Origin of the sequence: Enterobacter sp. R-25 (assembly GCF_049913205.1) — a bacterium.
Lineage (GTDB): Bacteria > Pseudomonadota > Gammaproteobacteria > Enterobacterales > Enterobacteriaceae > Enterobacter > Enterobacter ludwigii.
The window spans coordinates 2,224,903-2,251,512 of sequence record NZ_CP183982.1 but is presented as its reverse complement, the minus strand read 5'-3'; the positions used below and the strand labels follow the sequence as shown (position 1 = coordinate 2,251,512).

7 protein-coding genes and 1 pseudogene are annotated in these 26,610 nt (G+C 58.1%); 3 read left to right on the top strand and 5 right to left on the bottom strand.

Annotation, left to right across the window (positions count from 1 at the left end; genetic code table 11):
- Positions 1-225: 225 nt before the first annotated feature.
- Entirely contained in the window at positions 226-1,110 is an 885-nt protein-coding gene (locus ACN9MQ_RS10750) for a MarR family transcriptional regulator (protein WP_014169985.1), read from the top strand.
- 35 nt (positions 1,111-1,145) lie between these two features.
- On the opposite strand, the gene ACN9MQ_RS10745 is transcribed toward ACN9MQ_RS10750, so the two are convergent.
- The 5 genes and pseudogenes from ACN9MQ_RS10745 to ACN9MQ_RS10725 form a co-directional block, all read right to left on the bottom strand.
- Positions 1,146-2,321 (bottom strand): HlyD family type I secretion periplasmic adaptor subunit, encoded by a 1,176-nt coding sequence (locus ACN9MQ_RS10745; protein ID WP_020884204.1) that lies wholly within the window; start codon positions 2,319-2,321, stop codon positions 1,146-1,148.
- Entirely contained in the window at positions 2,318-4,498 is a 2,181-nt protein-coding gene (locus ACN9MQ_RS10740) for a type I secretion system permease/ATPase (protein WP_047955582.1), read from the bottom strand. The genes ACN9MQ_RS10745 and ACN9MQ_RS10740 overlap by 4 nt, the downstream gene beginning before the upstream one ends.
- Positions 4,499-4,574: 76 nt before the next feature.
- Positions 4,575-20,969 (bottom strand): Ig-like domain-containing protein, encoded by a 16,395-nt coding sequence (locus ACN9MQ_RS10735; RefSeq protein WP_426262731.1) that lies wholly within the window; start codon positions 20,967-20,969, stop codon positions 4,575-4,577.
- Positions 20,961-22,580, bottom strand: a pseudogene (locus tag ACN9MQ_RS10730) (Ig-like domain-containing protein); the annotation flags it as partial. The gene ACN9MQ_RS10735 and the pseudogene ACN9MQ_RS10730, both read right to left, overlap by 9 nt.
- Before the next feature lie 120 nt (positions 22,581-22,700).
- Positions 22,701-24,038 (bottom strand): TolC family outer membrane protein, encoded by a 1,338-nt coding sequence (locus ACN9MQ_RS10725; protein ID WP_063924974.1) that lies wholly within the window; start codon positions 24,036-24,038, stop codon positions 22,701-22,703.
- Positions 24,039-24,774: 736 nt separating this feature from the next.
- On the opposite strand from ACN9MQ_RS10725, the gene ACN9MQ_RS10720 reads away from it, so the two are divergent.
- Both ACN9MQ_RS10720 and ACN9MQ_RS10715 read left to right on the top strand, forming a co-directional pair.
- The gene (locus tag ACN9MQ_RS10720) at positions 24,775-25,518 is read left to right on the top strand and encodes a DeoR/GlpR family DNA-binding transcription regulator (protein WP_020884208.1); all 744 of its coding nucleotides are present in this window, start codon (positions 24,775-24,777) and stop codon (positions 25,516-25,518) included.
- Positions 25,519-25,531: 13 nt separating this feature from the next.
- Positions 25,532-26,599 carry an oxidoreductase gene (locus tag ACN9MQ_RS10715; protein ID WP_047744621.1) on the top strand — a complete coding sequence of 356 codons (1,068 nt, stop codon included), beginning with the start codon at positions 25,532-25,534 and terminating at the stop codon, positions 26,597-26,599.
- Positions 26,600-26,610 lie beyond the last annotated feature (11 nt).

Genomic DNA, 26,610 nt, shown 5'->3' with positions numbered 1-26,610 from the left:
TTGTTGATAATAATTTTACAGTACACCATCAGGTTAAGAAACCGTTATCAACGTGACTAACGAGAACATCTTTGTGTTAATCACCGCCTGTATCCATATGCAGTATAAATATAAAATTCGCATCAAATAATAACGGTAAATATGTCAATCTCAAGGTATAATGAAAAATCCGAAAGAAGACTGGATACTTCATCTATCGGCTCATTCATATAAGAGACAAACGCTATGGATAATCATATCTCATCCAGGGCCTTGCTACATCGAAGGGATGTCATTAAAAACAATCCGCGATTCAGTGAGGCAATAACAGAGCACTACACCATTAATGACGCCATCTACAAAAAACAACCTTTGTTCTACAAAACGATGCTTCAGGAATCACGGTTCAACATTATTCTTTCCATGTGTTGTTTTATCTTTGGAAATCAGGCTGAGTCAGTATCAGAAATTAAAGAATTATGTTCCCGTTATAAAATAGCCAGCCCCAACAGTGTGATTGCGATCATCACCTTGCTCAGAACCACCGGGCGCATCAAGACCTGGCGCTGCAGTGAAGACAGACGCAAAACGAGAATCGCACCGACTGAAAAGGGACTTAATGAACTTAAACGCTACATGTCCGGCGCATTTTTGCCGGTAAGTATTCTTTTCCCAAAGTTTAATATCAACGTTAATCTGCTGGATAACGACATCCTGCGAAATAACTTTTTCCGTCGCGCAGCGGAATACCTTTTCAGGGGATTAACGTTCAGGAAGGTTTTGCCTGAAGTGGGATTGTTTATTGATAAAGACGGAGGGCGGATGATAATGTTATATCTTTACCTGCAGGCCATAAAAAATAAAACCGCACATGGCGCAGTCATACCTTATTCAGCCAACTTACTGGCTAAAGAATTTTTTGTTTCACGGATCCACGTCAACCGTATTATCAAATCGGCACAAGAGGCGGGTTATCTTAAAGATCAGGGTGATGGCCAGATGTCGATTTACCCGGCGTTTATAGAACTGGTCGAAAACTATGCCGGATTATACTTCGCCTATGTGACTCACTATATCAACGTCGTTCCTAAAGAACGACGCCACGTTGTTAACGTAACGTCGACGGTATAATGTTTCTGGCGTTCGGTTTCCCGAACGCCCTTTGTTTACCGTTCCCGCAGTGCCTCTTTCGCCTTATTAAGCGGTTTCAACAGATAATCCAGAATCGTTTTGCTGCCTGTTTTAATATCAACGGTCGCAATCATCCCAGGAAACACCGGGAAGGCTTTGCCTTGTTTATTGGTCAGATGGTTACTGTCAGTGCGTATATAGACCCGATAGTAATACACATCCCTTTTCACCTCATCCTGAAGCGTATCCGGCGAAATCATGGTCACCTCGCCCTCCAGCCCACCGTAAATGGAGTAGTCATAGGCGGTCACTTTCACCAGCGCTTTTTGTCCCGGATGAATAAAGGCGACATCGCGCGGCGAGATTTTCGCTTCAATCACCATCTGGTCATCAAGCGGAACCAGGCTCATCAGCTTGCCGTTTGGCGGAATCACCCCTCCCACGGTTGTCACGTCGATATCCTTAACGATCCCGCGCACCGGCGCATTGAAGGTCAGTCTGGTCAACGAATCTTCACGCCCTTTCATCACCGAACGTTGCGCTTCAATCTCCGCGTTCGCTTTCGCCAGCTCTTCACGGGCGCGAACGTAATACTGGTTTTTCATCTCGGTGATTTTGTTCTCAAGCTCATTTTTTTGACGCTCAAGACGTAACACCTCCACCTTACTGGCTGCCCCCTGCGTCACCAGCGGACGGGTCAGCGACAGCTCTCGCTGCACCAGCTCGGCCCCCTGCCGTAAACCCGCCAGCCCTTTCTCAAGACTTTCGCGACGAGACTGATACAGCGCCGTTTCCTGTTTGACCAGCTCAACGTCATCATCCAGCTCTGCCGGAAAAGCCAGTGCCGTGTCGTTCACTTCGGCCTTCAGACGCGAGGCGGTTGCCAGCGCGGCATTCAGGCGCGATTCACTCTCCAGCACGCTTGATTCGGTTTTCGTCCGGTCAAGCTGTGCCAGCTGCTGACCACGCTCAACGATGTCGCCTTCACGCACCAGCAAACTGTGAATAATGCCCCCTTCAAGGGACTGGATCACCTGCTCGTGCGAAGAGGGGATCACCTTGCCGCTACCGGTGGTGACCTCATCAAGGCTGAACAGGCTTGCCCAGGTGATAAATACCGCCAGCAGGGCGAACAGCGACCAGGCGACCCAGGTTGACCGCGGCAAGCGTGGCTCCTTCAGGCGGCTGTTGACGCGAGAGAAATCAGTCATGCTACGCCCTCCTCTGCTACTGGTGTCGGTTTCATGGTCACGGTACGCTGTGAGGCTTTTTGCGGCGCCATACCGTGCTGACGAAGGATGGCGTCGCGCGGGCCATCCATGATCACCTTGCCGTTTTCCAGCACGATGATACGGTCAACCAGTTCCAGAATAGGCAGACGATGGGTCGCGACCACCAGCGTCCGGCGCTTGCCCAACCACGGTTTAAGGTGCTGGATAAATTGCTTCTCACTCATCTCGTCAAGCCAGGCGGTAGGTTCATCCAGTAACAAAATGTTCGGAGAGGTGATCAGGGCGCGAGCCAGTAATAACGCCTGACGCTGCCCGCCGGACAGGCCCGCACCGCCTTCGTTGATAATGTAGTTGAGCCCCATTTTCTGTTTGCGGACAAACTCCAGCGCACCACTGTTCACCAGCGCCTGATGGATCTCATCGTCGGTGGCCAGCGGGTTGCCCATCAGAATGTTGTCCCGCACGGAGCCAAAGAATAGCCGCGCCTGCTGGCTCAGCAGCTGCATGTCGCGGCGCACGTCAGCCGGGTCCAGATGGTTCAACGCGATATTATCCAGCAGAATGCTGCCCTGCTGAGGCTCCTGCATCCCTGCCAGCAGCTGCAGCAGCGTGCTTTTGCCGGAGCCATTGCGTCCGAGCACCGCCACCCGCTCACCGGCGCGAATCTGCAGTTTGCTGATGTTCAGAACGGTGAGTTTTTCTTCATCGTCGTACCAGAACCCCACCTCTTCCAGTGCATAATCCCCCCGCAGATGGGCTTTATGCACCTTCTTGCCCTGCTGAGGATCGTCAATCGGGCGCTGCATCAGATCGTCGAGTCCTTTACGCGCCACTTTCGCCGACTGCCAGCGGGAGAGCACGCCTGAAATTTGCGACAGCGGCGCGATGGTCCGCGACGCGAGAATAGAGGTCCCCACCAGCGCACCGGTGGTCATGTCCCCGCTGATAACCAGGTAGCACCCCACCAGCAGCACCACGGCATACACAATCGACTGCACCTCCTGCGTCCAGGTCAGCAACAGCCCGGTCAGCCAGCGCTGCTTCATGCCGACGTTAGCGGCAACATCATTGGTGTTATTCCACTGATTCTGGAAGCGCTGTTCAGCGCGCATCAGCTTGATGTCTTCAATGCCCTGAACCGCTTCCACCAGCGTGGCGTTACGAATGGCAGACTCGCGCATCCCTTCGCTGGACAGTTTGCCCAGCGGGCGCTGGACCAGCAGGCCCGGGATAAGCAGCAGCGGCACGGCAAGCAGGACAACCAGTACCAGCGGTCCGCCAATCATCCACAAAATGAACACAAACAGCAGGAAGAACGGCAGATCGGAGATGGCCGCAATGGTGGTGGACGTGATCAGTTCACGTACCGACTCCAGCTCGCGGATCTGGGCAATGAACGACCCGGTTGACTTAGAGCGGGCCCCGTTTTTAATTCGCAGCGCGTGTGCAAAAACGCGTTCAGAAATACGCAAGTCGGCGCGCTTACCCACCACATCCGAAATGTGCACGCGCAGCATGCGCATGATGAATTCGAAAACAATGGCGATCATCACGCCGCCAAACAGGACCCACAGCGTGGCTTCCGATTGCGAGGGCACCACCCTGTCATACACCTGCATGGAAAAGACCATGCCGGAAAGGGCCAGGACGTTAGCGACCAGCGCCACCAGCATAATATCGCTGTAGCGTCGCCAGTCCTTCAGGGCCAGCTGCCAGAACCAGTTTTTCTCATACGGTTTGATGTAATCATCTACCCGGGCATCCGGCGTGGACTCGAGCGGGCGCAGCACCAGCAGTCCTGTCAACCGTGAGCACAGCGCCTCACGCGTCAGCGTCGTCTCCAGGCCGCCGTCACCGCTGAACTGCAGGCTCACGTTGCCCTCGCTGTCCATGCGGTTAATGACCGCGATTTGCCCGCCGGTAAATTCCGCAAGCAGAGGTAAACGCCACGGGTCGAGGGAGACCGCGTCGGCCGCCACCATACGCATCCCTAACCCAAGCTGGCGTGCCATCTCTTCCAGCACCAGCTGGCGTGGAGACTGGCTTTCATGGTTAATCGTGACCCGAACATGCTCTGCCGAGAAGTCCAGCCGATAGTGCTTCGCGATGATGAGCATGCCCTGCAACCAGGGTTCGTACTGTGGATGTGTCTTCATAATGTTGTGAAATCTTTTATCGCTCTTCGTTGTAGCCACGCAAAAGGCCGCGAGGATCGCTCCTCGCGGCATAGTTTTACGCAATTAACAGTTGATGATTTGCCAGCAGCGTAGCCAGATCGGTCTGCACGCCGTTCAGCGTGACCAGCGTTGTGGGTGAGAACTGGCCGCCGCTACCGTCCAGGTCAACCTGGATTTCGGTATTGCTGCCGTTTTGCACCACGCGGATGTAATCGGTGATATTCCCCGCACTGCCGTCCAGCGTGGCGACCCCGTTCACGTAGCTCGCTGAGCCCGTACCGGTGTAGCCGCTGCCTGAAAGCAGGTCGCGCAGGTCAATACGGTCCGTATCCGCCGTGCCTTCCCAGGTGCCTACCGTAAAGCCGTTCACCACATCACTGCCGTTACCGCCTGTGGCATTGGAGGCGTTGATCAACGTGTAGAGCAGCGTATCGTGACCGCCGCTGCCAATATTGAACGTGTCGTTACCGCCACGGCCTTCGAACTGGTTGTTACCGCTGTTGCCGGTAATGACATCGTCAAAGTCCGAGCCGTTAATGCCCTCAATGTTCAGCAGGCGTGAGGTACCAAACCCGGTGTCCTGCGCGGTAGAAAGACGCAGGTCGACGGTCACGCCGGACGTCGCATTGCGGTAGTCCACCACGTCCATCCCCCCGGTGTTACTCCAGGTGTCGTGATCCGAGTGGGTCGTCCAGCCGCCGGAACCGTTATAGGTATACGTGCCGTCCTCGGCGATAAAGGTGTCGTTATACCCGGTACCGGTAAGCGTCCCGCTGTGCCCCCCGGTTGCTGCTTCGGCAGTGAGGACGTAGCCCTCTTTACCGTTGCCGGCTTCCAGACCGCTCCAGGTGACGTTATCCGACACGCCATTGGTGATTTTCAGGATCTCGGCCGAGTAAGTTTCATTCGGATCCAGACCGTAGAAACTCACCAGTGCAGAGGTATCGTTCGAACCGATACCGGACTGGGCGTTGATGATCTGCGAGGCCACCAGTACGCCCGCCGCGTTATACAGATTGACCGTATTACCGTAGTAGGCGTTGATACCCTCACTGTCGACAATGTGCAGATGCATCGCCGTGCCGTCGGCAACGGTTTTGCTGTTTTGCACCAGCACCACCTTGCCGTTCTGCTGCGACACCAGCAGATCCTGCGCGCCGTCCCAGTTGTAATCCACGGCGGCCACACCGGTGACGTTCGCCAGTCCGGAAGCCAGCTGACTTGCTGTCCAGCTTGAACCGTAACCGTTGTTGGTAAACAGGGTTGCGGTCTGCGATCCGCTGTAGGTACTGAGCTTGATGACGTCCATCTGGCCGTCTGCGTTCCAGTCCACCGCCACCGACAGATACCCTGCAGACGCGTTAGAGGCCTCAACCGCGCTCTTGGTGGTGGAGAGTTTCCCGGTACCGTCGTTGTAGTAGATCACCCCGCCGTTGTTGTTGTAGCTGCTGCCCAGGTACAGATCCATGTAGCCATCGCCGTTGAAATCCGCCCACGTCATCGACGCCGCTGTGGTGGTATTCGCCACGTTTGCAACAAACACGTTAGTCAGGTTCTGACCGAGGGATAACGTCCCGTTACCGTTGTTGTTAATCACGGTAAGCGAGTACGCGCCGCTGCGGTTGGTGTGCTGAACCACATCCACGGTGCCGTCGTTATTCAGGTCGACGCCGGAGATTTCACGCATGGTGGTGAATTGTCCCCAGAACCCGGCGCCGCCATAGTTCCCATCCGGCGTGAGCACCCCTTTGTTGTTAATAAGGTAGGTAATGGAGTCCGCACCGGCATCGCCATACGCAAGGTCCAGATACCCGTCACCGGTTTTATCGTAGGCAATGACACCGCCGTACCAGATAGTGGTTCCCATACCCAGTTGGCTGGCGTTGTAAGTGCTGCCATCGTAGGTCCACATCACCTGTGTAGACCCGCCGTAGGTGGTTTCAGTCGCAAAGATGTCCTGCGTGCCGTTACGGTCAAAATCGGCGGCGGTCTGGCTTACGGCAGGGAAGCCACGCGTATTGGTCAGCGCGTTCGCCGCGTAGGTTGAATCATCACTGCTGGAATAGGACTGTCCGTTAGCAATGATATTCCACAGGCCGCTGCTGTTCATGCCGACGGTCATGGTCGAGTTTTCGCTGTTACCCGCCGTGGTGGCCCAACTGGTATTCACCGTGGTGGTGTCAATCACCAGGCTGCCGCTCGCCGTCCCGGTGGTATTGCCGTTACCCGCGCTGCTCTTCACCTGTGCCGTTACGTTATAGCTGGCAACGCTCAGTGCATCGCTGTCCGGGATCTGCAGATACCAGGTGTTGTGATCCGGGTCGACCACCACCGCGCCGCCCGTCTGCGAGGTGTAGGTTTTACCGTTCACATTCACCACCAGGTACTCGCCGTTCACCAGATCCGCGGAGACCGTTCCGCTGACAATCGGCGTGGTATCCGATGTTGTCTGCGCGGTAATTGCCGCCGTGGTGGTCGGGATACTGGTATCGACGTTCAGTACAAACCCGTCCGATTCCGTATAGTTACCGGCTTTATCGGTTACCCGCAGGATATACGTATGATTGCCATCGCTCAGGCCGTTATCCTGGAAGGACCAGCTTGCGCTACCGTTCATCGTGACCTGGCCCAGCAGGATCCCGTCACGATAAAGCTGCACAATCTCACCGTCATCCGGTGCGCGGTTCAGCGTTCCGTTGATCAGCGGCGAGCTGTCATCCGTCGCCATCGCGCTGCCAAAGGAGCCCAGACGCTCACCTTCGTCATCGGTATAGCTCATCACGGTTCCCACGGTGGTTGGCGGCGTGGTATCCACCGTCACCACCTGCGATGAGGTTGAGCCCACGTTGCCCGCCTGGTCGATAATCCGCACCTGATAGGTGTAATCACCGTCAGCCAGATCGCGGGTATCGGTGTAGCTCCAGCGCTGGTTGGTTACCGTTGCATCTGTCCAGGTATTCCCGCCGTCCAGGCTAATCTGCACGCGTTCATCATTGGCCAGCGCGCTGCCAAGCGAGCCGTTGAGCGTAAGCGTGGTGTCCATGGTGATGAAATCAGTGCCGGACTGCCCGGTATCTTCACTGATGCTGTCAATGGTGATGCCGTACTGAGGCGCGTGGGTATCAACCGTGACCGTCTGCGACGTGGTTGCCCCGACGTTACCGGCCAGATCGACCACCCGCACCTGATAGTTGTAGCTACCGTCGGCCAGGGTACGCGTGTCGTTATAGCTCCACTGTGTGCCATTCACCGTCGCGTTAACCCAGGTGGTGCCGCCATCCATACTGACCTGAACATACTCGCCCGCACCGGGTTGCGCCCCCAGCGTCCCGTTCAGGGTGTATGACGTTGAACTGGTCAGGAAGTCGTTGTGGTCGAAGCCGGTATCCACGGTGATGTTATCCACGGTCACCGTAATCGCCGCATCCGGGGCGACCGTATCGACAGTCACCTGCTGATGGGCACTGGATCCCACGTTACCTGCGGCATCCACCACGCGCACATAATAGTCATAGGTGGCATTACCCAGCGTGCGGCCGTCCACGTAGTACCAGCTGTTACCGGTGACAATCACGTTCTGCCAGGTCACGCCACCGTCGATGCTGATTTGCGCATATTCGCCGTCAGCCAGCGTCGCGCCGAGCGAGCCATGCAGCGTTAGCGAGGTATCATGGGTGATAAAGTCGCTGCTGCTCAGGCCAGTGTCATCGCTGATGCTGTCAATGGCGATGGTTTTACTGGCATCGGGTGCCACGGTATCAATGGTGACCACCTGGCTGGTGGTGGCGCTGATATTGCCCGCATCGTCAATCACGCGAAGCTGATAGTTATAATCGCCGTCCGCCAGCGTGCGGGTATCAACCCAGGTCCAGCTCAGTCCGCTGACGCTGACATCCGTCCAGGTTACACCGCCATCGAGGCTGATCTGCGCGTGATCGCCACTCCCCAGCGCCGCACCGAGCGTCCCTTTCAGGCTGATCTGGTTATCGCTGGTGATAAAGTCGCTGCCAGACAAACCGGTATCCTGACTGACGGAATCGACCGTAATGGTCGTCGCCGCAGGCGCGGTGAGATCCACCACCACGTTCTGGCTGTCCGTTGCCCCTACGTTACCCGCGTTATCAATCACGCGGACCTGGTACTGATACGTACCGTCCGTCAGGGTGCGGCCATCGGTGTAGCGCCAGGTGGTGCCCGTGACGGCCAGGTCAATCCAGCTCGCCCCGCCGTCCACGCTGATCTGCGCTTTCTCGTTATTGCCGAGCTGCGCGGTCAATGAACCGTTAACAATAATCTGGCTGTCGTTGGTGATGAAATCACTCGCGCTCAGCCCGGTATCGTTTTGCAGGGCGTCGATACTGATCCCCATTGACGGCGCGGTCAGATCCACGGTCACGGTGTGATCGTCGCTGGCAGTGTTACCGATGGTGTTACTCACCTGGGCATGGATCACATACGATCCTCCATCTGCCAGCGCGGTCACGTCTGCACTGCCTACGGTGTAGTTCCAGCTACCGTCAGCCTGCACGGTTGTGGTGTAGGTTTTGCCGTTCAGGGTGATGGTCACCGTCTGGCCCGCAGGCGCGTCGGTGGTACCACCGACCACCAGAGGGATACCATGTTCAGCGGCGCTGACGATATCGTCCTGCGCAAAGGAGTGGATAGTTATGGTCGGGACATCACCGTTCAGCGTCACGTCGTGCGTCGCGCTGCCCGGGTTACCGGCCTTATCGTTCACCGTCGCCGTTAGGGTGTAATTTCCGTCGCTCAGGCCGAGGAAATCATGCCCCGGCACAAAGACCGACCACGAGCCGTCCGCCCCCACGGTCGCCTGATAGTTGTGATCGTTGAAGGAAACCGTCACCGTCTGGCCCTGCTCCGCCGTGGTGGTGCCGCTGATGGTCTGGCCTGCCAGCTGCTCAGCGTTATTGATAATATCGTCATCCGCCACAGTGCCGATGGTTACGGTTGGCGCCACGGTATCCACCGTCAGGGTGTGAGTGGTCTGTCCGCTGTTACCCGCTTTATCGTTGACTGAAGCGGTCAGCGTCAGCGCCCCTTCATTCAGGGCCGCCAGGTCGGCGGCTGGCACATCCAGCGTCCACGTACCATCGTTCGCCACCGTTGCGCTGTAGGTTTTACCCCCCAGCGTTACGGTAACGGTCTGCCCGGCTTCCGCGCTGGTAGAACCATGCACGGTCAGCGGCTGCTGTGCTTCTGCTGCATTTAACACGTCGTCGCCAGAGAGCGTATTCACACCGATCACCGGCGCGGTGGTATCCACGCTGATGCTGTGCGTTGCCGACGCGCTGTTGCCCGCGCTGTCCTGGGCAGCAACGGAGACAGGATAATGTCCGCCATCGGTCAGTGCGCCCACATCAGCAGCCGGCACGGTAGTCGTCCAGGAGCCGTCGCTCTGAATGGTGGCGGTGTAGCTTTTACCGTTCAGGGTTACCGTGACCTGCGTCCCGCTGGCAAACTGCGCGCTCGAGCCGTTAATCACCAGCGAGGTGCCTGCTTCTGCCGCGTTGATCACGTCGTCGCCGGCAATGGTATTCACGGTCAGCGCCACCGAGGCCGTGTTGACCACCACATCATGGGTCTTCGTGCTGCTGTTGCCCGCACTGTCGGTAATGGTTGCGCTGAGGGTCGCGGTGCCGTCAGCCAGCGAGGAAATGACGCTGGCCGGTACGCCCACACTCCAGTTGCCGCTCGCATCTACCGTTGTCGTGTACTGATGAGACCCGACGGTAATCACCAGCCTGTCGCCGACGTTTGCACCGGTTGCACTACCGCTGACGATCTGCGCCTGCGCATGCTCCACGCTGTTGATCACATCATCAACGGCGACCGCGTTAAAGCTGATAACCGGTGGCGTGGTGTCAAGGGTAATGGCTTTATCCGCGCTGCCTGGGTTACCGGCCGCATCGCTCACGCTAACCTGTACGGTGTAGCCGTTGTCGGCCATCGCGGTCAGGTCGGCCCCGGGCACATTCACACTCCACGTGCCGCCTGCCTGAACCTGCGCAGTGTACTGCTTATTGCCGAGCGTTACGGTGACCGTCTGACCCGCTTCTGCCGTGGTGGTGCCGGTGATGGCCACACCTGCAGACGCTTCGCTGGCGTTGATCACGTTGTCGCCGGCAACCGTATCAATCGTCATGGCAGGCGCGGTCGCATCGACGCTGTATTCGCGCCCTGCTGAGGCGCTGTTGCCGTTCACGTTGGTGACGCTCACCTGTACGCTGGCATCGCCGTCTTTCAGACCGGCCAGGTCAGCAGACGGTACCGTCGCCGTCCAGTTACCGCTGGCATCAACGGTGGCCGTGTAGTGCTTGCCGCCAAAGGTGATGCTGACGGTCTGGTTGGCTTCCACGTTGCTGGTGGTGCCGGAAAGCAGCAGATCTGCCCCTTTCTCCGCCGCGTTAATCACATCGTCAACGGCAATGGTATCAATGCTGATGGCGACGGTCGCCAGATCAACAGTGACGTCATGGCTGATGGTCACCGGATTGCCCGTGGTGCTTTGGCCTGCAACGGTAACGGTTACCGTTCCTGCCGGCAGCGCGCTTACATCCGCCGCCGGAATAGCCGCGTTCCAGGTCCCGTCCGCCAGTACGGACGCCGCATAGGTTTTGCCGTTCACCGTTACCGTAAGCATGGTCCCCGCTGCCAGCCCATCGCTGGAGCCGCTGACAATCAGGTTCTGACCCTGCTCAATGCTGTTGATCACATCGTCGCCTGCCACGGTATCGACACGCAGGCCCGGCAGGCTGGCATCGATGGAGATATCACGCTCGCCGGAACCGGTATTGCCGTGTCCGTTGGTAACCGTTGCGGTGACGGTCAGGTCGCCATTACCCAGCGCGGTCAGCACGGACTGCGGGACGTCTACAGACCAGCTCAGATCGCTCTGTACCGTTGTGGTGTAGGTATTGCCACCGACAGAGACCGTCACGGTATTACCCGCTTCGGCGTTCACCACTTTCCCGCCGATCGTCTGGCCTGCCGCCACTTCCGCTGCATTGATGACGTTGTCACCGGCCACGGTGTTGATGATGACGGTCGGCAGCGCGGTGTCGACCTGCAGGTTCGCCGTATTGCTGACGCTGTTACCCACGGTGTTCGTCGCGGTTGCGCTCAGGGTGTAGTTCGCCTCACCCAGCGCGGCCAGATCCGCTGCCGGTACCGTCAGGCTCCAGCCGCCGTCCGCCGCGGTTGTTGCGGTGTATTGTTTGCCGTTCAGGGTCACGGTGACCAGGGTACCTTCCGCAAGGTTGGCGCTGGTACCGCTGACGCTCAGATCCTGACCTTTCTCCACCGCGTTCAGCACATTGTCGCCGCTCAGGGTACTGAAGCCCACGGAAGGCAGCCCGGTATCGACGGCCACGTTATGGGTGCCGGATCCGGTATTGCCCGCGGCATCGGTGACGCTGACGCTGACCGTCACGGTGCCATCCTGCAGCGCGGAAATCACGTTCGCCGGAACGCCCACGCTCCAGTTGCCCGCGGCGTCCAGCACGGTGGTGTAGGTCTGGCTGCCAAGGGTCACGGTGACTTTATCGCCCGCCGCCGCGCCGGTGGCAGAGCCGCTGACGATCTGCGCCTGCGCATGCTCAGCCACGTTAATCACGTCGTCGCCCGCCACGGTGTTGATGGTCACGACCGGCACCGTCACGTCAACAGCCAGGTTATGATCCACCGAGACCGGGTTACCCGCCTTGTCACTGACGGCGGCCGTCACGGTCACGCTGCCGTCCGTGAGCGCCGCCAGGTCGGCTGCCGGAACGTCCAGCGTCCAGTTGCCGTCTGCCCCCACGGTGGTGGTGTAGTTCTTCCCGTTCAGGCTCACGGTGACCGTCTGGCCCGCTTCGGCGGTGCTGGTACCGGACACCGTCAGGTCAGCTTTCGCTTCGGTCGCATTCAGGATGTCGTCAGCCGCCAGGGTGTTAATCGTTACGGACGGCGCGGTGGTGTCCACGCTGTACTCGCGGCCCGCAGACGCGCTGTTGCCGTTGACGTTGGTAACGCTCACCTGCACGCTGGCATCGCCCTCTTTCAGACCGGCCAGGTCAGCAGACGGTACGGTATAAGTCCAGTTACCGCTGGCATCGACAGTGGTGGTATAGATTTTACCGCCCATGGCGAGGGTGACGGTCTGTCCGGCTTCCACGTTGGTGGTCGCACCTGACAGCACCAGATCGGTCCCTTTTTCCGCCGCGTTAATCACGTCATCGGTAGCGATGGCGTTAATGCTGATCGCCACGGTCGCCAGATCCACCGTCACGTCGTGGCTGATGGTCATCGGGTTGCCCGTCGGGCTATCGCCGGTAACGGTAATTTTCACGGTGCCTTCCGGCCACGCGCTGACGTCTGCGGCCGGCACGGCTGCGTTCCAGGTCCCGTCCGCCAGTACGGACGCCGCATAGGTTTTGCCGTTCACGGTGACGGTCAGTGCCGTGCCCGCTGCCAGCCCATCGCTGGAGCCGCTGACAATCAGGTTCTGACCACGCTCGATGCTGTTAATCACATCGTCGCCTGCCACGGTATCGACACGCAGGCCCGGCAGGCTGGCGTCAATGGTGATATCGCGTTCGCCGGAACCGGTATTGCCGTGCCCGTTGGTGACGGTGGCCGTCACGCTCAGTCCGCCGTTACCCAGCGCCGTCAGCACCTCTGAAGGCACGTTGACGGACCAGGTCAGGTCATCCTGCACCGTCGCCGTCCAGCTGTTACCGCCCATCGTAACGGTGACGGTATTGCCCGCTTCGGCGTGGGCAACGGTACCGCTCAGGGTTTGCCCGGCAGCCACTTCCGCCGCATTGATGACGTTGTCACCGGCCACGGTGTTGATGATGACGGTCGGCAGCGCGGTGTCGACCTGCAGGTTCGCCGTATTGCTGACGCTGTTCCCCACGGTGTTCGTCGCGGTTGCGCTCAGGGTGTAGTTCGCCTCACCCAGCGCGGCCAGATCCGCTGCCGGTACCGTCAGGCTCCAGCCGCCGTCCGCCGCGGTTGTTGCGGTGTATTGTTTGCCGTTCAGGGTCACGGTGACCAGGGTACCTTCCGCAAGGTTGGCACTGGTACCGCTGACGCTCAGATCCTGACCTTTCTCAACCGCGTTCAGTACGTTGTCGCCACTCAGGGTACTGAAGCCCACAGAAGGCAGCCCGGTATCGACGGTCACGTTATGGGTGCCGGATCCGGTATTGCCCGCGGCATCGGTGACGCTGACGCTGACCGTCACGGTGCCATCCTGCAGCGCGGAAATCACGTTCGCCGGAACACCCACGCTCCAGTTGCCCGCGGCGTCCAGCACGGTGGTGTAGGTCTGGCTGCCAACGGTCACGGTGACTTTATCGCCCGCCGCCGCGCCGGTGGCAGAGCCGCTGACGATCTGCGCCTGTGCATGCTCAGCCACATTAATCACGTCGTCGCCCGCCACGGTGTTGATGGTCACGACCGGCACCGTCACGTCAACAGCCAGGTTGTGAGCCACCGAGGCCGGGTTACCCGCCTTGTCACTGACGGCGGCCGTCACGGTCACGCTGCCGTCCGTAAGCGCCGCCAGGTCGGCTGCCGGAACGTCCAGCGTCCAGTTGCCGTCTGCGCCCACGGTAGTGGTGTAGTTCTTCCCGTTCAGGCTTACGGTGACCGTCTGGCCCGCTTCGGCGGTGCTGGTACCGGACACCGTCAGGTCAGCTTTCACTTCGGTCGCATTCAGGATGTCGTCAGCCGCCAGGGTGTTAATCGTTACGGACGGCGCAGTGGTATCCACGCTGTACTCGCGGCCCGCAGACGCGCTGTTGCCGTTGACGTTGGTGACGCTCACCTGCACGCTGGCATCGCCCTCTTTCAGACCGGCCAGGTCAGCAGACGGCACCGTCGCCGTCCATTTGCCGTCAGCATCCACCGACGCCGTATAGGTTTTACCGCCGAAGAGGATGCTGACGGTCTGATTCTCCTCCACGTTGGAGGTGGTGCCAGAGAGCACCAGGTCCGCGCCCTTCTCAGCAGCGTTAATCACATCATCCGTGGCAATGGCGTCAATCCCGATGGCGACCGCCGCAAGGTCCACCGTCACATTGTGGGTAATGGACACCGGCGTACCGGCGCTGTTCTGCCCCTCAACGGTGACCGCTACCGTGCCTGCCGCCAGCGCGCCAACATCGGCCGCCGGAATAGCCGCACTCCAGGTGCCGTCAGCCAGCACGGTGGCCGGATAGGTTTTATTATTTACCGTTACGGTCAGAGCGGTCCCTGCCGCCAGTCCTTCGCTGGTGCCGGTCACGATCAGGTTCTGACCATGCTCGATGCTGTTGATCACATCGTCACCCGCCACGGTATCCACGCGCAGGCCCGGCAGGCTGGCGTCGATGGTGATATCGCGCTCGCCGGTGCCGCTGTTGCCCACGCCGTTAGTCACGCTGGCGGTGACGGTCAGTTCGCCGTTACCCAGTGCGGTTAACATGGACTGCGGTACGTTGACGGACCAGGTCAGGTCATCCTGCACCGTGGCGGTCAGGGTGTTACCGCCGAGGGTCACGGTGACGGTGTTGCCCGCTTCGGCATTCACCACGGTACCGCTGAGAGTCTGGCCGGTCGCCAGCTCCGCGGTATTGATAATATCGTCGCCAGCCACGGTGTTGATGGTGACACCTGGCAGGACAGACTCCACGTTCACGGTGTGAGTCACGCTGGTACTGTTGCCAACAGCATCGGTAGCAGACGCGGTGAGGGTGTAGATCGCTTCACCCAGTGCGCCAACCTGATCCGCCGGAACGGTAGCCGTCCACAGCCCGTTATCATCCACCGTTGCGCTGTAGGCTTTGCCGTTCAGCATCACGGTGACGATCGCGCCCGCCGCCAGACCTGACGCGGTGCCGGTGAGGGTGAGATCCTGCGTTTTCTCGGTGCTATTGATGACATCGTCGTCTGAAACGGTGTCAATGGTCAGCACCGGAGCGGTAAGGTTGACGGCCACGTCGTGAGTCGCACTGTTGCTGTTGCCCGCTTTATCGGTCAGGGTCGCGGTGATGGTGTGATCCCCGGCGGCCAGAGCATTGACGTCGACCGCAGGCACTCCCACGCTCCAGTTGCCCGCGGCATCCAGCGTGGCGGTGTAAGATTTATTATTGATGGTGACGGTGACCACATCACCCGCTGCCGCGCCGGTGACAGACCCGGTGACAATCAACGCCTGCGCGTGCTCAACGCTGTTGATGACGTCGTCATCCGAAACGGTGTGAATGGTCAACTGCGGCACCGTGGTATCCACCAGCACGTCACGATCCACCGAGGCCGGGTTGCCCGCTTTGTCGGATACCGCCGCGGTGATGGTGTAGTTTCCGTCGATAATGCCGCTCAGGTCGGTTGACGGTACGCTCAGGCTCCAGCTGCCATCCGCCTGCACGGTGGTGGTGTAATCCTTGCCGTTCAGCGTCACGGTCACGGTCTGACCCGCTTCCGCATTCGTGATGCCGTTAACCACCAAATCCTGCTGCGCTTCAGACGCATTAATGACGTTGTTGTCGCTGACAATGTCGATAGTGACCGTCGGCGCGGTCGTATCCACGCTGTATTCACGGCCCGCTGACGCGCTGTTGCCGTTCACGTTGGTGACGCTAACCTGCACGCTGGCATCGCCCTCCTTCAGGCTGCCTAAATCAGCAGAAGGCACGGTAGCGGTCCAGTTACCGCTGGCATCCACGGTCGCGGTGTAAGACTTGCCGCCAAAGGTGATATACACGGTCTGGTTGGCTTCGACTTGGGTGGTGGTACCCGACAGGACCAGGTCCGTGCCTTTTTCCGCCGCGTTGATCACATCGTCGGTGGCAATCGCGTTGACGCTGATCGCCACCGCGGCCAGATCGACCGTGACGTCATGCGCGATCGTCACCGGGTTTCCTGCGGTGCTCTGACCCTCAACGGTTACCGTCACCTTGCCTGCGTTCAGCGCGCTGACATCGGTGGCCGGGATCGCTGCCGCCCAGGTCCCGTCGGCCAGAATCGTCGCCGCATAGGTTTTACCATTGACGGTCACCGTCAACGCAGTACCTGTTTTCAGCCCATCACTGGAGCCGCTAATAATCAGGTTTTGGCCATGCTCGATGCTGTTAATCACATCGTCGCCCGCCACGGTATCGACCCGCAGACCCGGCAGGTTGGCATCAATGGTGATGTCGCGGCTGCCGGAGCCGGTATTGCCGTGACCATTAGTGACGCTTGCCGTCACGGTCAAATCGCCGTTGCCAATGGCCTTTAAGACTTCAGGCGGCACATTGACCGACCAGCTCAGATCATCCTGAACGGTGGCGGTCCAGGTGTTGCCCCCCATTGAAATCGTGACAGTGTCACCACTTGCGGCACCGCTGACTTTTCCGCTCAGGGTCTGTCCCGCAGTCACTTCCGCCGCATTGATGACATCATCAATGGCGACAGCGTTAATGGTCACCACCGGTAGCGCACTGTCGACAAGTGCCTGATGGCTGGTGCTCGCGCTGTTGCCTGCGGTATCGGTCACGCTCGCGGTGACGGTGTAGTTCGCTTCGCCCAGCGCCGAGACGTTTGCTGCCGGTACCGTCACGCTCCAGTTGCCGCTGGTGTCAGTCGTGGCCGTGTAGTTAATGCCATTCAGGGTCACGACGATCGTGGTGCCGTCCGGCTGGTTGCTGGTGCCGGAGAGTTGCAGATCTTCGCCTTTCTCGATGGCATTGATCACATCATCGCCCGCAACGGTATTGATAGCGATAACCGGAGCGGTCAGGGAAACCGCAATCTCATGCGTCTGCGTGGTGCTGTTGCCCGCTTTGTCGGTGAGGGTCGCAGACATCGTATGGTCGCCATTGCCCAGCGCGCCCGCGTCAGCCGCCGGAATACCCATACTCCAGTTGCCGGACGCGTCCAGCATTGCGCTGTAATTTTTACCGTTCAGCGTCACGGTGATCACGTCGCCTGCCTGTGCCCCGGTGACTGTGCCAGAAACGTTCAGCGCCTGACCGTGTTCAGCAATATTCAGAATGTCATCACCGGCAACGGTGTTGAAGGTGATCTGCGGCACGGTAGTGTCCACCAGCACAGACGCATCCGTGCTGGCCGGGTTACCGGCTTTATCCGACACGGTCGCCGTAACGACGGCAGTGCCGTCGGTGATACCGGCCAGATCGGCTGCCGGCACGTCAAGCGTCCAGCTGCCGTCAGCCTGTACCTGTGCGGTGTATTGATTGCCATTAAAGGTCACCGTGACCGTCTGCCCCGCTTCGGCAGTCGAGGTGCCGCTCAGGGTGAGATCCTGTGCCGCCTCTGCCGCATTGAGCATGTTGTCGTGACTGACCGTATTGATGGTGACCGTCGGCGCAGTGGTATCGACGCTGAATTCGTGTGACGAAGACGCCGGGTTGCCATTCACGTTGCTCACGCTCACCTGAACGCGGGCATCGCCCTCTTTCAGGCCGCTTACATCCGCAGCCGGAACGGTGTAAGCCCAGTTGCCATTCGCATCCACGGTGGTGGTGTAGCTTTTGCCACCAAAGGTGACCGTCACCGTCTGACCGGCTTCGACCCCAGACGTGGTGCCGGAGAGCGCCAGATCGTGTCCCTTCTCCGCCGCGTTCAGCACGTTATCAGGGGTCACGCTGTTAACGCTTATCGCGACCGGGGCGAGATCGACATCCACCACGGTCCCGATATTCACCGGGTTGGCGGAAGCATCCTGTGCGCGGGCTGTAATGTTGAGAGGACCGTCCGCCCACTGGCTGACATCCGCCGCAGGCACAGCCGCTTTCCAGGTTCCGTCGGCCAGGACCGTGGCGACGTACTCAATGTTGTTAATGGTCACGGTAACGGTGCTGCCCGCGGCCAGATCGGTGCTGGTACCGGAAACAATCAGATTCTGACCGTGCTCGATGATATTGATAACATCGTCGCCCGCCACGGTATCAATACGCAGACCAGGCAACTGGGCGTCGATGGTGAAGTCCAGCGCGGCAGAACCGGTGTTTCCGTGCGCATTCGTCACGCTGGCCGTAACCGTCAGCTCACCGTTACCGAGCGCGGTTAACTGGCTCTGGGTTAACGGCAGGCTCCAGGTAAGATCGTCCTGCACCGCAACGGTATACGTCTTGCCGCCCAGGGTAAGGGTGACAATGTCGCCTGCCGCCGCGTTGGCGACTTTCCCCGTCAGGGTCTGGCCTGCCGCCAGTTCCGCCGCGTTGATGATGTTATCGCCCGCCAGCGTGTTGAGCGTGACCACCGGCAGCGAGCTGTCTACCAGCACATCGTGCGTGGCCGACGCGCTGTTACCCACACTGTCCGTGACGCTCGCCGTCACCGTGTAGTGCGCCTCGCCCAGCGCGCTTACTGCGGAGGCCGGTACGGTAACACGCCAGTTACCGCTGGCATCCGTAATGGCGGTGTAGTGAATGCCATTCAGGGCCACGGTGATCGGGGTGCCTTCTGGCTGGTTGCTGGTCCCGGAAAGCAGCAGATTTTCGCCTTTTTCGGTGGCGTTAATCACGTCGTCCGCCGCCAGGGTGTGAATACCTATCTGCGGCGTCACGGTATTAACCACCACCTCCAGCGTGCTGCTGCCGGTGTTGCCAGATTGATCGGTCACAGAGACCGTTATCGTCCAGGTTCCGTCCGCCAGGCCCTGTACCACAGACGCAGGCAGGCCGAGGCTCCAGTTGCCCGCCGCATCCACCACGGTGGTGTAATCCACGTTATTGATGGTCACCGTGACCCAATCACCCGCTGCCGCTCCGGTCACGGAGCCGCTGAGAACCTGCGCCTGGGTATGGGCAAGCTGGTTTATGGTATTGGTATCGGTGACAAAATCGTTAATGGTCACCTGCGGTACGGTGGCATCCACCAGCCCGACGCGATCCGTGCTGCTGCTGTTACCTGCCACATCGCTCACGGTTGCCGTTACCGTGACGGTGCCATCGACCAGTGCGCCGACGTCCGCAGCAGGTACTGTCAGTTGCCAGCTACCGTCATGTTGAACGGTGGTCTGGTAGGTTTTACCGTTCAGCGCGACGGTGACCGTCTGGCCCGCTTCCGCCGTGCTGCTACCGCTTAACACGATATCCTGCTGCGCTTCGGCGGCACTGATGATGTTGTCATCGGTCAGATTATTGATCGTGATGTCCGGAGGCAGCGTATCGACCGTCACCACGCGCGACGCATCGGCGCTGTTGCCGTTAACGTTCGTCACGCTGACGCTCACCTGCGCGCGGCCGTCAATCAACGTTTCCATGGCGCTAGCCGGTACGGTCAGGCTCCAGGTGCCATCCTGCTGCACCTGCGCGGTATAGGTCCGATCGGCGAATTTCACCACCACAGTCTGCCCAGCTTCCACGCCCTGCGTCTGGCCAGAGAGCGTGAGATCGCTGCCTTTTTCCGCCGCGTTCAGTCGGTCATCACCGGAGATGACATCAACAGTCACCGCCACGGCGTTCAGGTCGAGTTCGATCGGATGTTCAGCGGCAACGGCATTGCCCCACGCATCTTCTGCACTGACGTGCACTGCGATATGGCCCGGCGTCCAGGACTGGAGGTCGCTCGCCGGAACACCAATCTGCCAGCCACCGGTGGCGTTGACCACGGTGACATAGTCGACGTTATTGATGGTGACGGTGATCTGCGTGCCTGCGGCCAGATGGCTGCTGGAGCCGGTCACAGTAAGATCCTGATGCTGCTCAATGGCATTGATCACGTCATCACCGGAAAGGGTGTTAACGCGCAGACCCGGCAGCGCCGCGTTGATATTGATATCGCGCTCGCCGCTGCCCGTATTGCCGTGGCTGTTGGTGACTGACGCGGTAATGGTCAGGTCGCCGTCGCCGAATGCCCTGAGATCCGCAGACGGGATAGTGAGGTTCCAGGTCAGATCGCTACCCACGGTGGCGCTGTAATGCTTGCCGCCAACGGAAACAGACACCGTATCCCCTGCCGCTGCACCCGTGACACGACCGCTGATCGTTTGATCGGCGGCCACTTCGGCGTTATTCACCCGGTTGTCGCCGGCAAAGGTATTGATGACCACCTGTGGCAACACGGTATCAACCAGCAGTGTGGCCTCTGCTGAGCCGCTGTTGCCCACGCTGTCGGTACCGCTGACGCTGACGGTGTACAGCGTGTTCGCCAGTTGCAGGACGTCGGAAACCGGTACCTGAACTGACCAGCTCCCGTTCTCGACAACGGTTTGATAATTGACGTTGTTCAGCGTCACGGTGATGGCGCTGCCGTCTGGCAGCGTGCTGGTGCCGGTCAGGCTCAGCGGCTGCATAGCCTCCTGAGCATTGAGAACGTTATCCTGGCTGATGGCATGAACGGTAAATTCCGGTGGGTTACCGCTCAGCGTAATGCCGTGTGTGGCGCTGCCGGTATTGCCCGCGGCATCGGTAACGGAAACCGTAATGTTGTGGTTGCCTTCTCCCAGCAAGCCCACCACGGACGCAGGCACCCCCACGCTCCAGCTGCCGTCCGCCTGCACCACACCGGTGAAGGTCTGACCGCCAACGGTTACGCTCACGACATCCCCTGCTGCTGCGCCGCTCGCCGTACCGGAAATAATCTGCGCCTGGCCCTGCTCGCTGGTATTGAGGATATTGTCGTCAGCAACGGTGTTAATCGTCACGACCGGGGCGGCGGTATCCACGGTGAAATCGACGGTCGTGGAAGATCCGTTCCCCGCTTTATCGCTGACGTTCACCGTTAGCGTATGGTCGCCATTCGCCAGCGATTGCACCTCGCTGGCGGGCAGCGTAACGGACCACGTGCCGTTGCTCCCCACCGTGGCGGTATGATTTTTCCCGTTGAGCGTTACCGTCACAATCTGGCCGGCTTCCGCATCGGTTTTACCGGTGAGCGTCAGCGCCTGGTTGTGCTCAGCCGCGTTGATGACGTTGTCCTGCGCAATCGTATCAACAGAAAGCGCTGGCGCGTTGGTATCCACACCTATCGTCTGGCTGCCGCTCACGGTATTGCCCGCGGCGTCTTTACCGCTGACGTTCACCGTCCAGGTGCCGTCACCCAGCGCCTGTGCATCCGCGGCAGGCACGTTTACGCTCCATGCGCCGCCGGCCCCCACTTCCGCCGTGTAGGTTTTGCCGTTCAGCGTGACGGTAAGCCCGGTTCCCTGCGCCAGATTTTTGCTGGTGCCGGACAGCGTAAAGCCAGCGGAGTGTTCGCTGGCATTGATCACGTTGTCACCGGCCGTTGTCCCCAGCGTGATGCTGGCGTCAGCGGTAGAAATTGTGACGGTAATGCTGCCCGCCGGCGTCGTTTTGCTCCCGTCGATTTGCACGACAGACCAGGTATGTTCGCCGTCAGCCTGAGTCGGGAGTTTTACGGTCCAGGTACCCTCTTTCCCGACCATGGTGCTGGCAATGGTGCTTCCGCTGCTGTCTTTGATCTGAATGGTCGCGCCCGGCTGCCCGGTACCGCTAAAGGTTGGGGTGTTGTCGTCCGTGATCTCTTTTCCACTCAGCACACCCTGCTTATCACCCGCGTTGTCCGTCAGCAAAAAGGTCGGCGTCGCGCTTTCAACATCTTTGGTGTTGTCGATGACTTTGGTTTTGGTTTCGCCGTCACCCCCGTGCGCCAGCAGTGCGCCAATGGCACCGCCGCCCAACGCAGCGCCTGCAATCCATCCCCATGGCGCGTCATTGAGAACGCTTCCCTGCTCGAGAAAAGGCTCAATGCTGGCAACCGGCGTAGCCTGCGCGGTTAACTCGGTAACAGCAACGCCAGACGCTTCCCCGGCATCGGCAAAAGAAATATGCGTCAGTTCCTGCTGATCGTTGAAGACCAGTTCTGATTGATTATGGGTCTGTGGATCTTCAACAAAATAGTTATTGCAGCGAATAACGCTGCCGTCTTTCATATAAATAAGCAGGTCTTTACCCTGGCGAACATAACGCACAACATCCTGAGCAGAACCCTGAATTTCAATCACACTTGGCGAAGAAATAGAAACCGACAAATTACCCTCTCCGGTTAATTTCGTTTTCTCGGCCGTTTTGCGAATGATGACATCAACAATTTTTACGTTACTCATTTTCCTCTCCTTGCAGGTGTCCGGATTCCTGTGGATATGTCCACCAAATGGATGTAGCTATCCCTGGGAAAAAGCACCCATTATTTTCTTACTTATTTCGCACAAAAAGACGCGTGTTTTTTAACTCAAATCAGGTAATTTTGCGGCAGCGTTTTTCTCTATGCCGATCAGCGGCATCAAATTATCAACGGCAGATGCGTAATTAATCGCCGAACTCCAGCCATCATATTCAGCCATTATTTTGGCTGAGGTGGCTTGCCAGACATCCTGTTCAACGCTGAGCAAATCGTTAATGCTCCGCTTGCTCAGGGTATATTCATTTCTGTAAACATCCCGGGCGCGTAACGCGCTTTCCAGCTGCAGCTTCCCCGCCTGCATTCTTCCCTGCGCGCCGGTCCAGTCAGCCTGCGCGACAGAGGCTTTTTGCAGGACATCGAACCGCGCCTGGTCAACCTGAGACGATGCCATGGCCCTTGCCCCTTCGGCCTGGCGAACGCGGGCTGAAACGGCGCCCCCCTGGTATAGCGGTGCGTCAATATTGAGCTGAATCTGGTCATCCCAGTAAGAACGGTTGTCGGACTCGTAGCGGGTGCGGCCTCCTTTCAGGCTTAACGTCGGCCAGTGCTGAGACTTTGCCGTTGCCACGCCATACTGAGCTGAACGCTCCATATTCTGCGCGGCCATGACCGCCGGTATGGCCGAGTAATCAATGCGATTAAGCGAATCTTGCTCAACGGCAAGCTTCGCCGGTACAGGTGAATAGCGCTCGGCCTCCATGCCAGTCAACACCGCAAGCCGTGCGCGGGCGCTGTTTAACGCCGCGTTATACTGCTCGACCGTGGCCTGCATACCGGCAATGCGCGTGCGCGTCTGAAGCTCGTCAGAGGTTGAGCTGACGCCTGCGTCGGCGCGGAGTTTGGCCAGTTGTTCAACGTTTTTAAGCGCCTGAACGTTCTCTTTGGCGGCCTGTAACAGATCGGAATAGCGTTTGACTTCTACGTAGCTGAGCGCCGTTTTTTCCGCCACCGCAGACAAGGTGCTCATCAACTGGTAACGATAGCTATCGCGCTGCGCCGTGGACTGGTCGATGCTGTTGTTGGTCTTGCCAAAATCGTATACCAGCTGCGTCAGACTCAATCCCCAGGCCGCAGAATTGCGCAGCGAGCCGCTGGAATCGGTGGTCTGGCTATGGCCGGTGCTACCGTTTAACGATATTTGTGGCATCCAGCCGCTGCGTGCTTCATCTATTTGTGCCTGACCTATTCCCAGTTGCGCGGCCTGCTGGCTAATCGACGGATCGCGATCGATGGCAAAAAGAATACTCTCTTTTAATGTCGTCGCGGCAATCGGAGCAATCCCCACCTGGCGGCTATTCGCAGAGGCCGTATTAAAGGCCAACGAAATTAATGCCAGGGCGACTGGAAATCTCAGCAACATATTATTTCGCATGATAGTCATTTTTATCTCCCTGACTCTGAATGACGCTTAAATATTTACCCCTAAAGGGGTATAAATAATTCGACAAATATCTTACCCGGGTCCGAATAAATATTGGACAAACGCTCCCCAACCCCATTTCCATTGGAGATGAGAGCCGACCATATTCTTATGACAATAAGAATTTACTTATTTCTTTAACTGGTTTGCAGCATAACAAAATGCGCTATAGGCAACTACACCCACAATGTTAATGTGGTGTTACAGATAAGAAAAAAGATGGGGTTTCTGGACAAAACCTTAAAAAGGGGCTTTCAAATGAAACAAATAAAGTCTTTGTTATTTAAGTAAAATTTTAGAATCGCCGGATGCACATTTTTGCGTTAATTTCAGCATGCGTCAGACACAAAGATTTTCAAAGAAATGTCAATTTAAGTAACCATAATGCCATATACAACATTAATATCTATTAATATAAAAATACACAGAATTTATTGCTATTTATTAATTTCATTAAAGCATTAATGGTTGCATATTGGTATCACAATGGTTATATCCGCCAGTGTGTTTAATAAAACACAACAGTAACATTGCTGTTAACATTTGGAATGAATCACTCACACCGTATTAATAACATTTTAATAATAACCAATGTGAACAATACCGGACATTGATACTTACTGGCGATCAACACCCTTCCCTCTGCGGTAAAATGCTGTAATATGCAACTTATTGCGACATTTTGCGGGATTCACCCATGCACAAAACGGCCAGACAAAAATATGTGCTTGATATCATTAGTGAGCACGGGCAGGCCAGCATTACGGAACTGGCGGACAAACTGCAGGTCTCAGCGGACACCATCCGCCGGGATCTGACCGATCTCGAGAAACAGGGGCTGGCGCAAAAGAACCACGGCGGTGCAATTGCCCTGAATCTGTCGGCTATGAATCGTCAGGGGCGCAATACACTGCTGCCGGAAACCAAACAACGTCTTGGTAAACAGGTGGCGCAGGCTGTTCCGCCAGGTTCGACGCTGTTTCTGGATGCGGGGAGCACGGTAATGGCTGTCGCCTCGTTCCTGAAGGGACCGCTGACAATCATCACCACCTCGCTGGATATCGCGTGGCACTTCAGCGACCGTGACGATATCGAACTGATCCTGCTCGGCGGAAAATGGGATCACAAGCAGCGACTGTTTGCCGGCAGCGCCACCCTCTCCCTGCTGTCACGCTACCGCGCGGATATCGCCATTCTGGGAGCCTGTGCTATCCATGCTGAACTCGGTCTGAGCGCCGGAAAAGAGGCCGATGCCGAGGTCAAACGGGCGATGCTCGCGGCCAGCCATGAGCGCTGGATTGTCGCCGACCATCTGAAACTAAACCGCTGTGAACCGTATCTGGTCAGCGGATTATCCAACATCCAGCACCTCTTTTTAGATCGTCCCTGGCCTGAGCTTGGGGACCCTGGCGCAATGCACATTACGGTTTGCGCGAAATAACGTGGAGAAGGTCATGAGTAAAAAGAAGACAATCAACATTGCGCTGATCGGGTATGGATTTGTAGGCAAGACCTTCCATGCCCCGCTGATCCAGTCCGTGGACGGCCTTAAGCTGGCGGTGGTTTCGTCTCGTGATGAAGAGAAGGTTAAACGCGATCTTCCTGATGTTCAGGTGGTGGCAACCCCGCAAGAAGCAATTCAGCATCCCGATGTCGATCTGGTGGTAATTGCCTCCCCTAATGCCACCCACGCGCCGCTGGCAACGCTTGCCCTGAATTCAGGCAAACATGTGGTCGTGGATAAACCGTTCACGCTCGACATGCAGGAAGCCCGCGACCTGATTGCCCTGGCGCAAGAGAAGCAACGGCTGCTCTCCGTCTTCCATAACCGCCGCTGGGACAGCGACTTCCTCGGCATTAAGCAGGTTATTGAGCAAGGAACCCTTGGCAAGGTCAAACACCTTGAGTCGCACATTGACCGTTTCCGCCCGGAAGTGCGCGTGCGCTGGAGAGAGCAAAACGTGCCCGGTAGTGGTCTGTGGTTTGATCTGGGGCCGCACCTGATTGACCAGACGCTGCAGCTCTTTGGACTGCCACAGTCGGTACAGGGCAATATCGCCACGCTGCGTGACGGCGCGGAAATTAACGACTGGGCACACGTAGTCTTACATTATCCGCAACATAAAGTGATTCTGCACTGCAGCATGCTGGTGGCTGGCGGAACGGCACGTTTTACCGTGCACGGCGATAAAGGCAGCGTGGTGAAAGCCCGAATCGACCAACAGGAAGCGCAGCTGCTGGCGGGCGTGATCCCCGGCAGTGAGGCCTGGGGCGAGGACAGTGACAGCATGGTGTTCTTTGGTGCAAACGGTGAGCCGCAGACCGTTACCACGCCGAAAGGCGATCAGCGTCAGTACTACATCAACGTGCGTGATGCGCTACTCGGAAAAATCACCAATCCGGTTCATCCGGTCGAGGCGCTGGCGGTGATGGCGGTACTGGAAGCGGCCGTGAAATCCTCAGAGACGGGCACCACTCAGGCGCTGGAGTTAACCCCGGAAGAGCGCGCTCAACTGCAATAAAACGCTAAAAA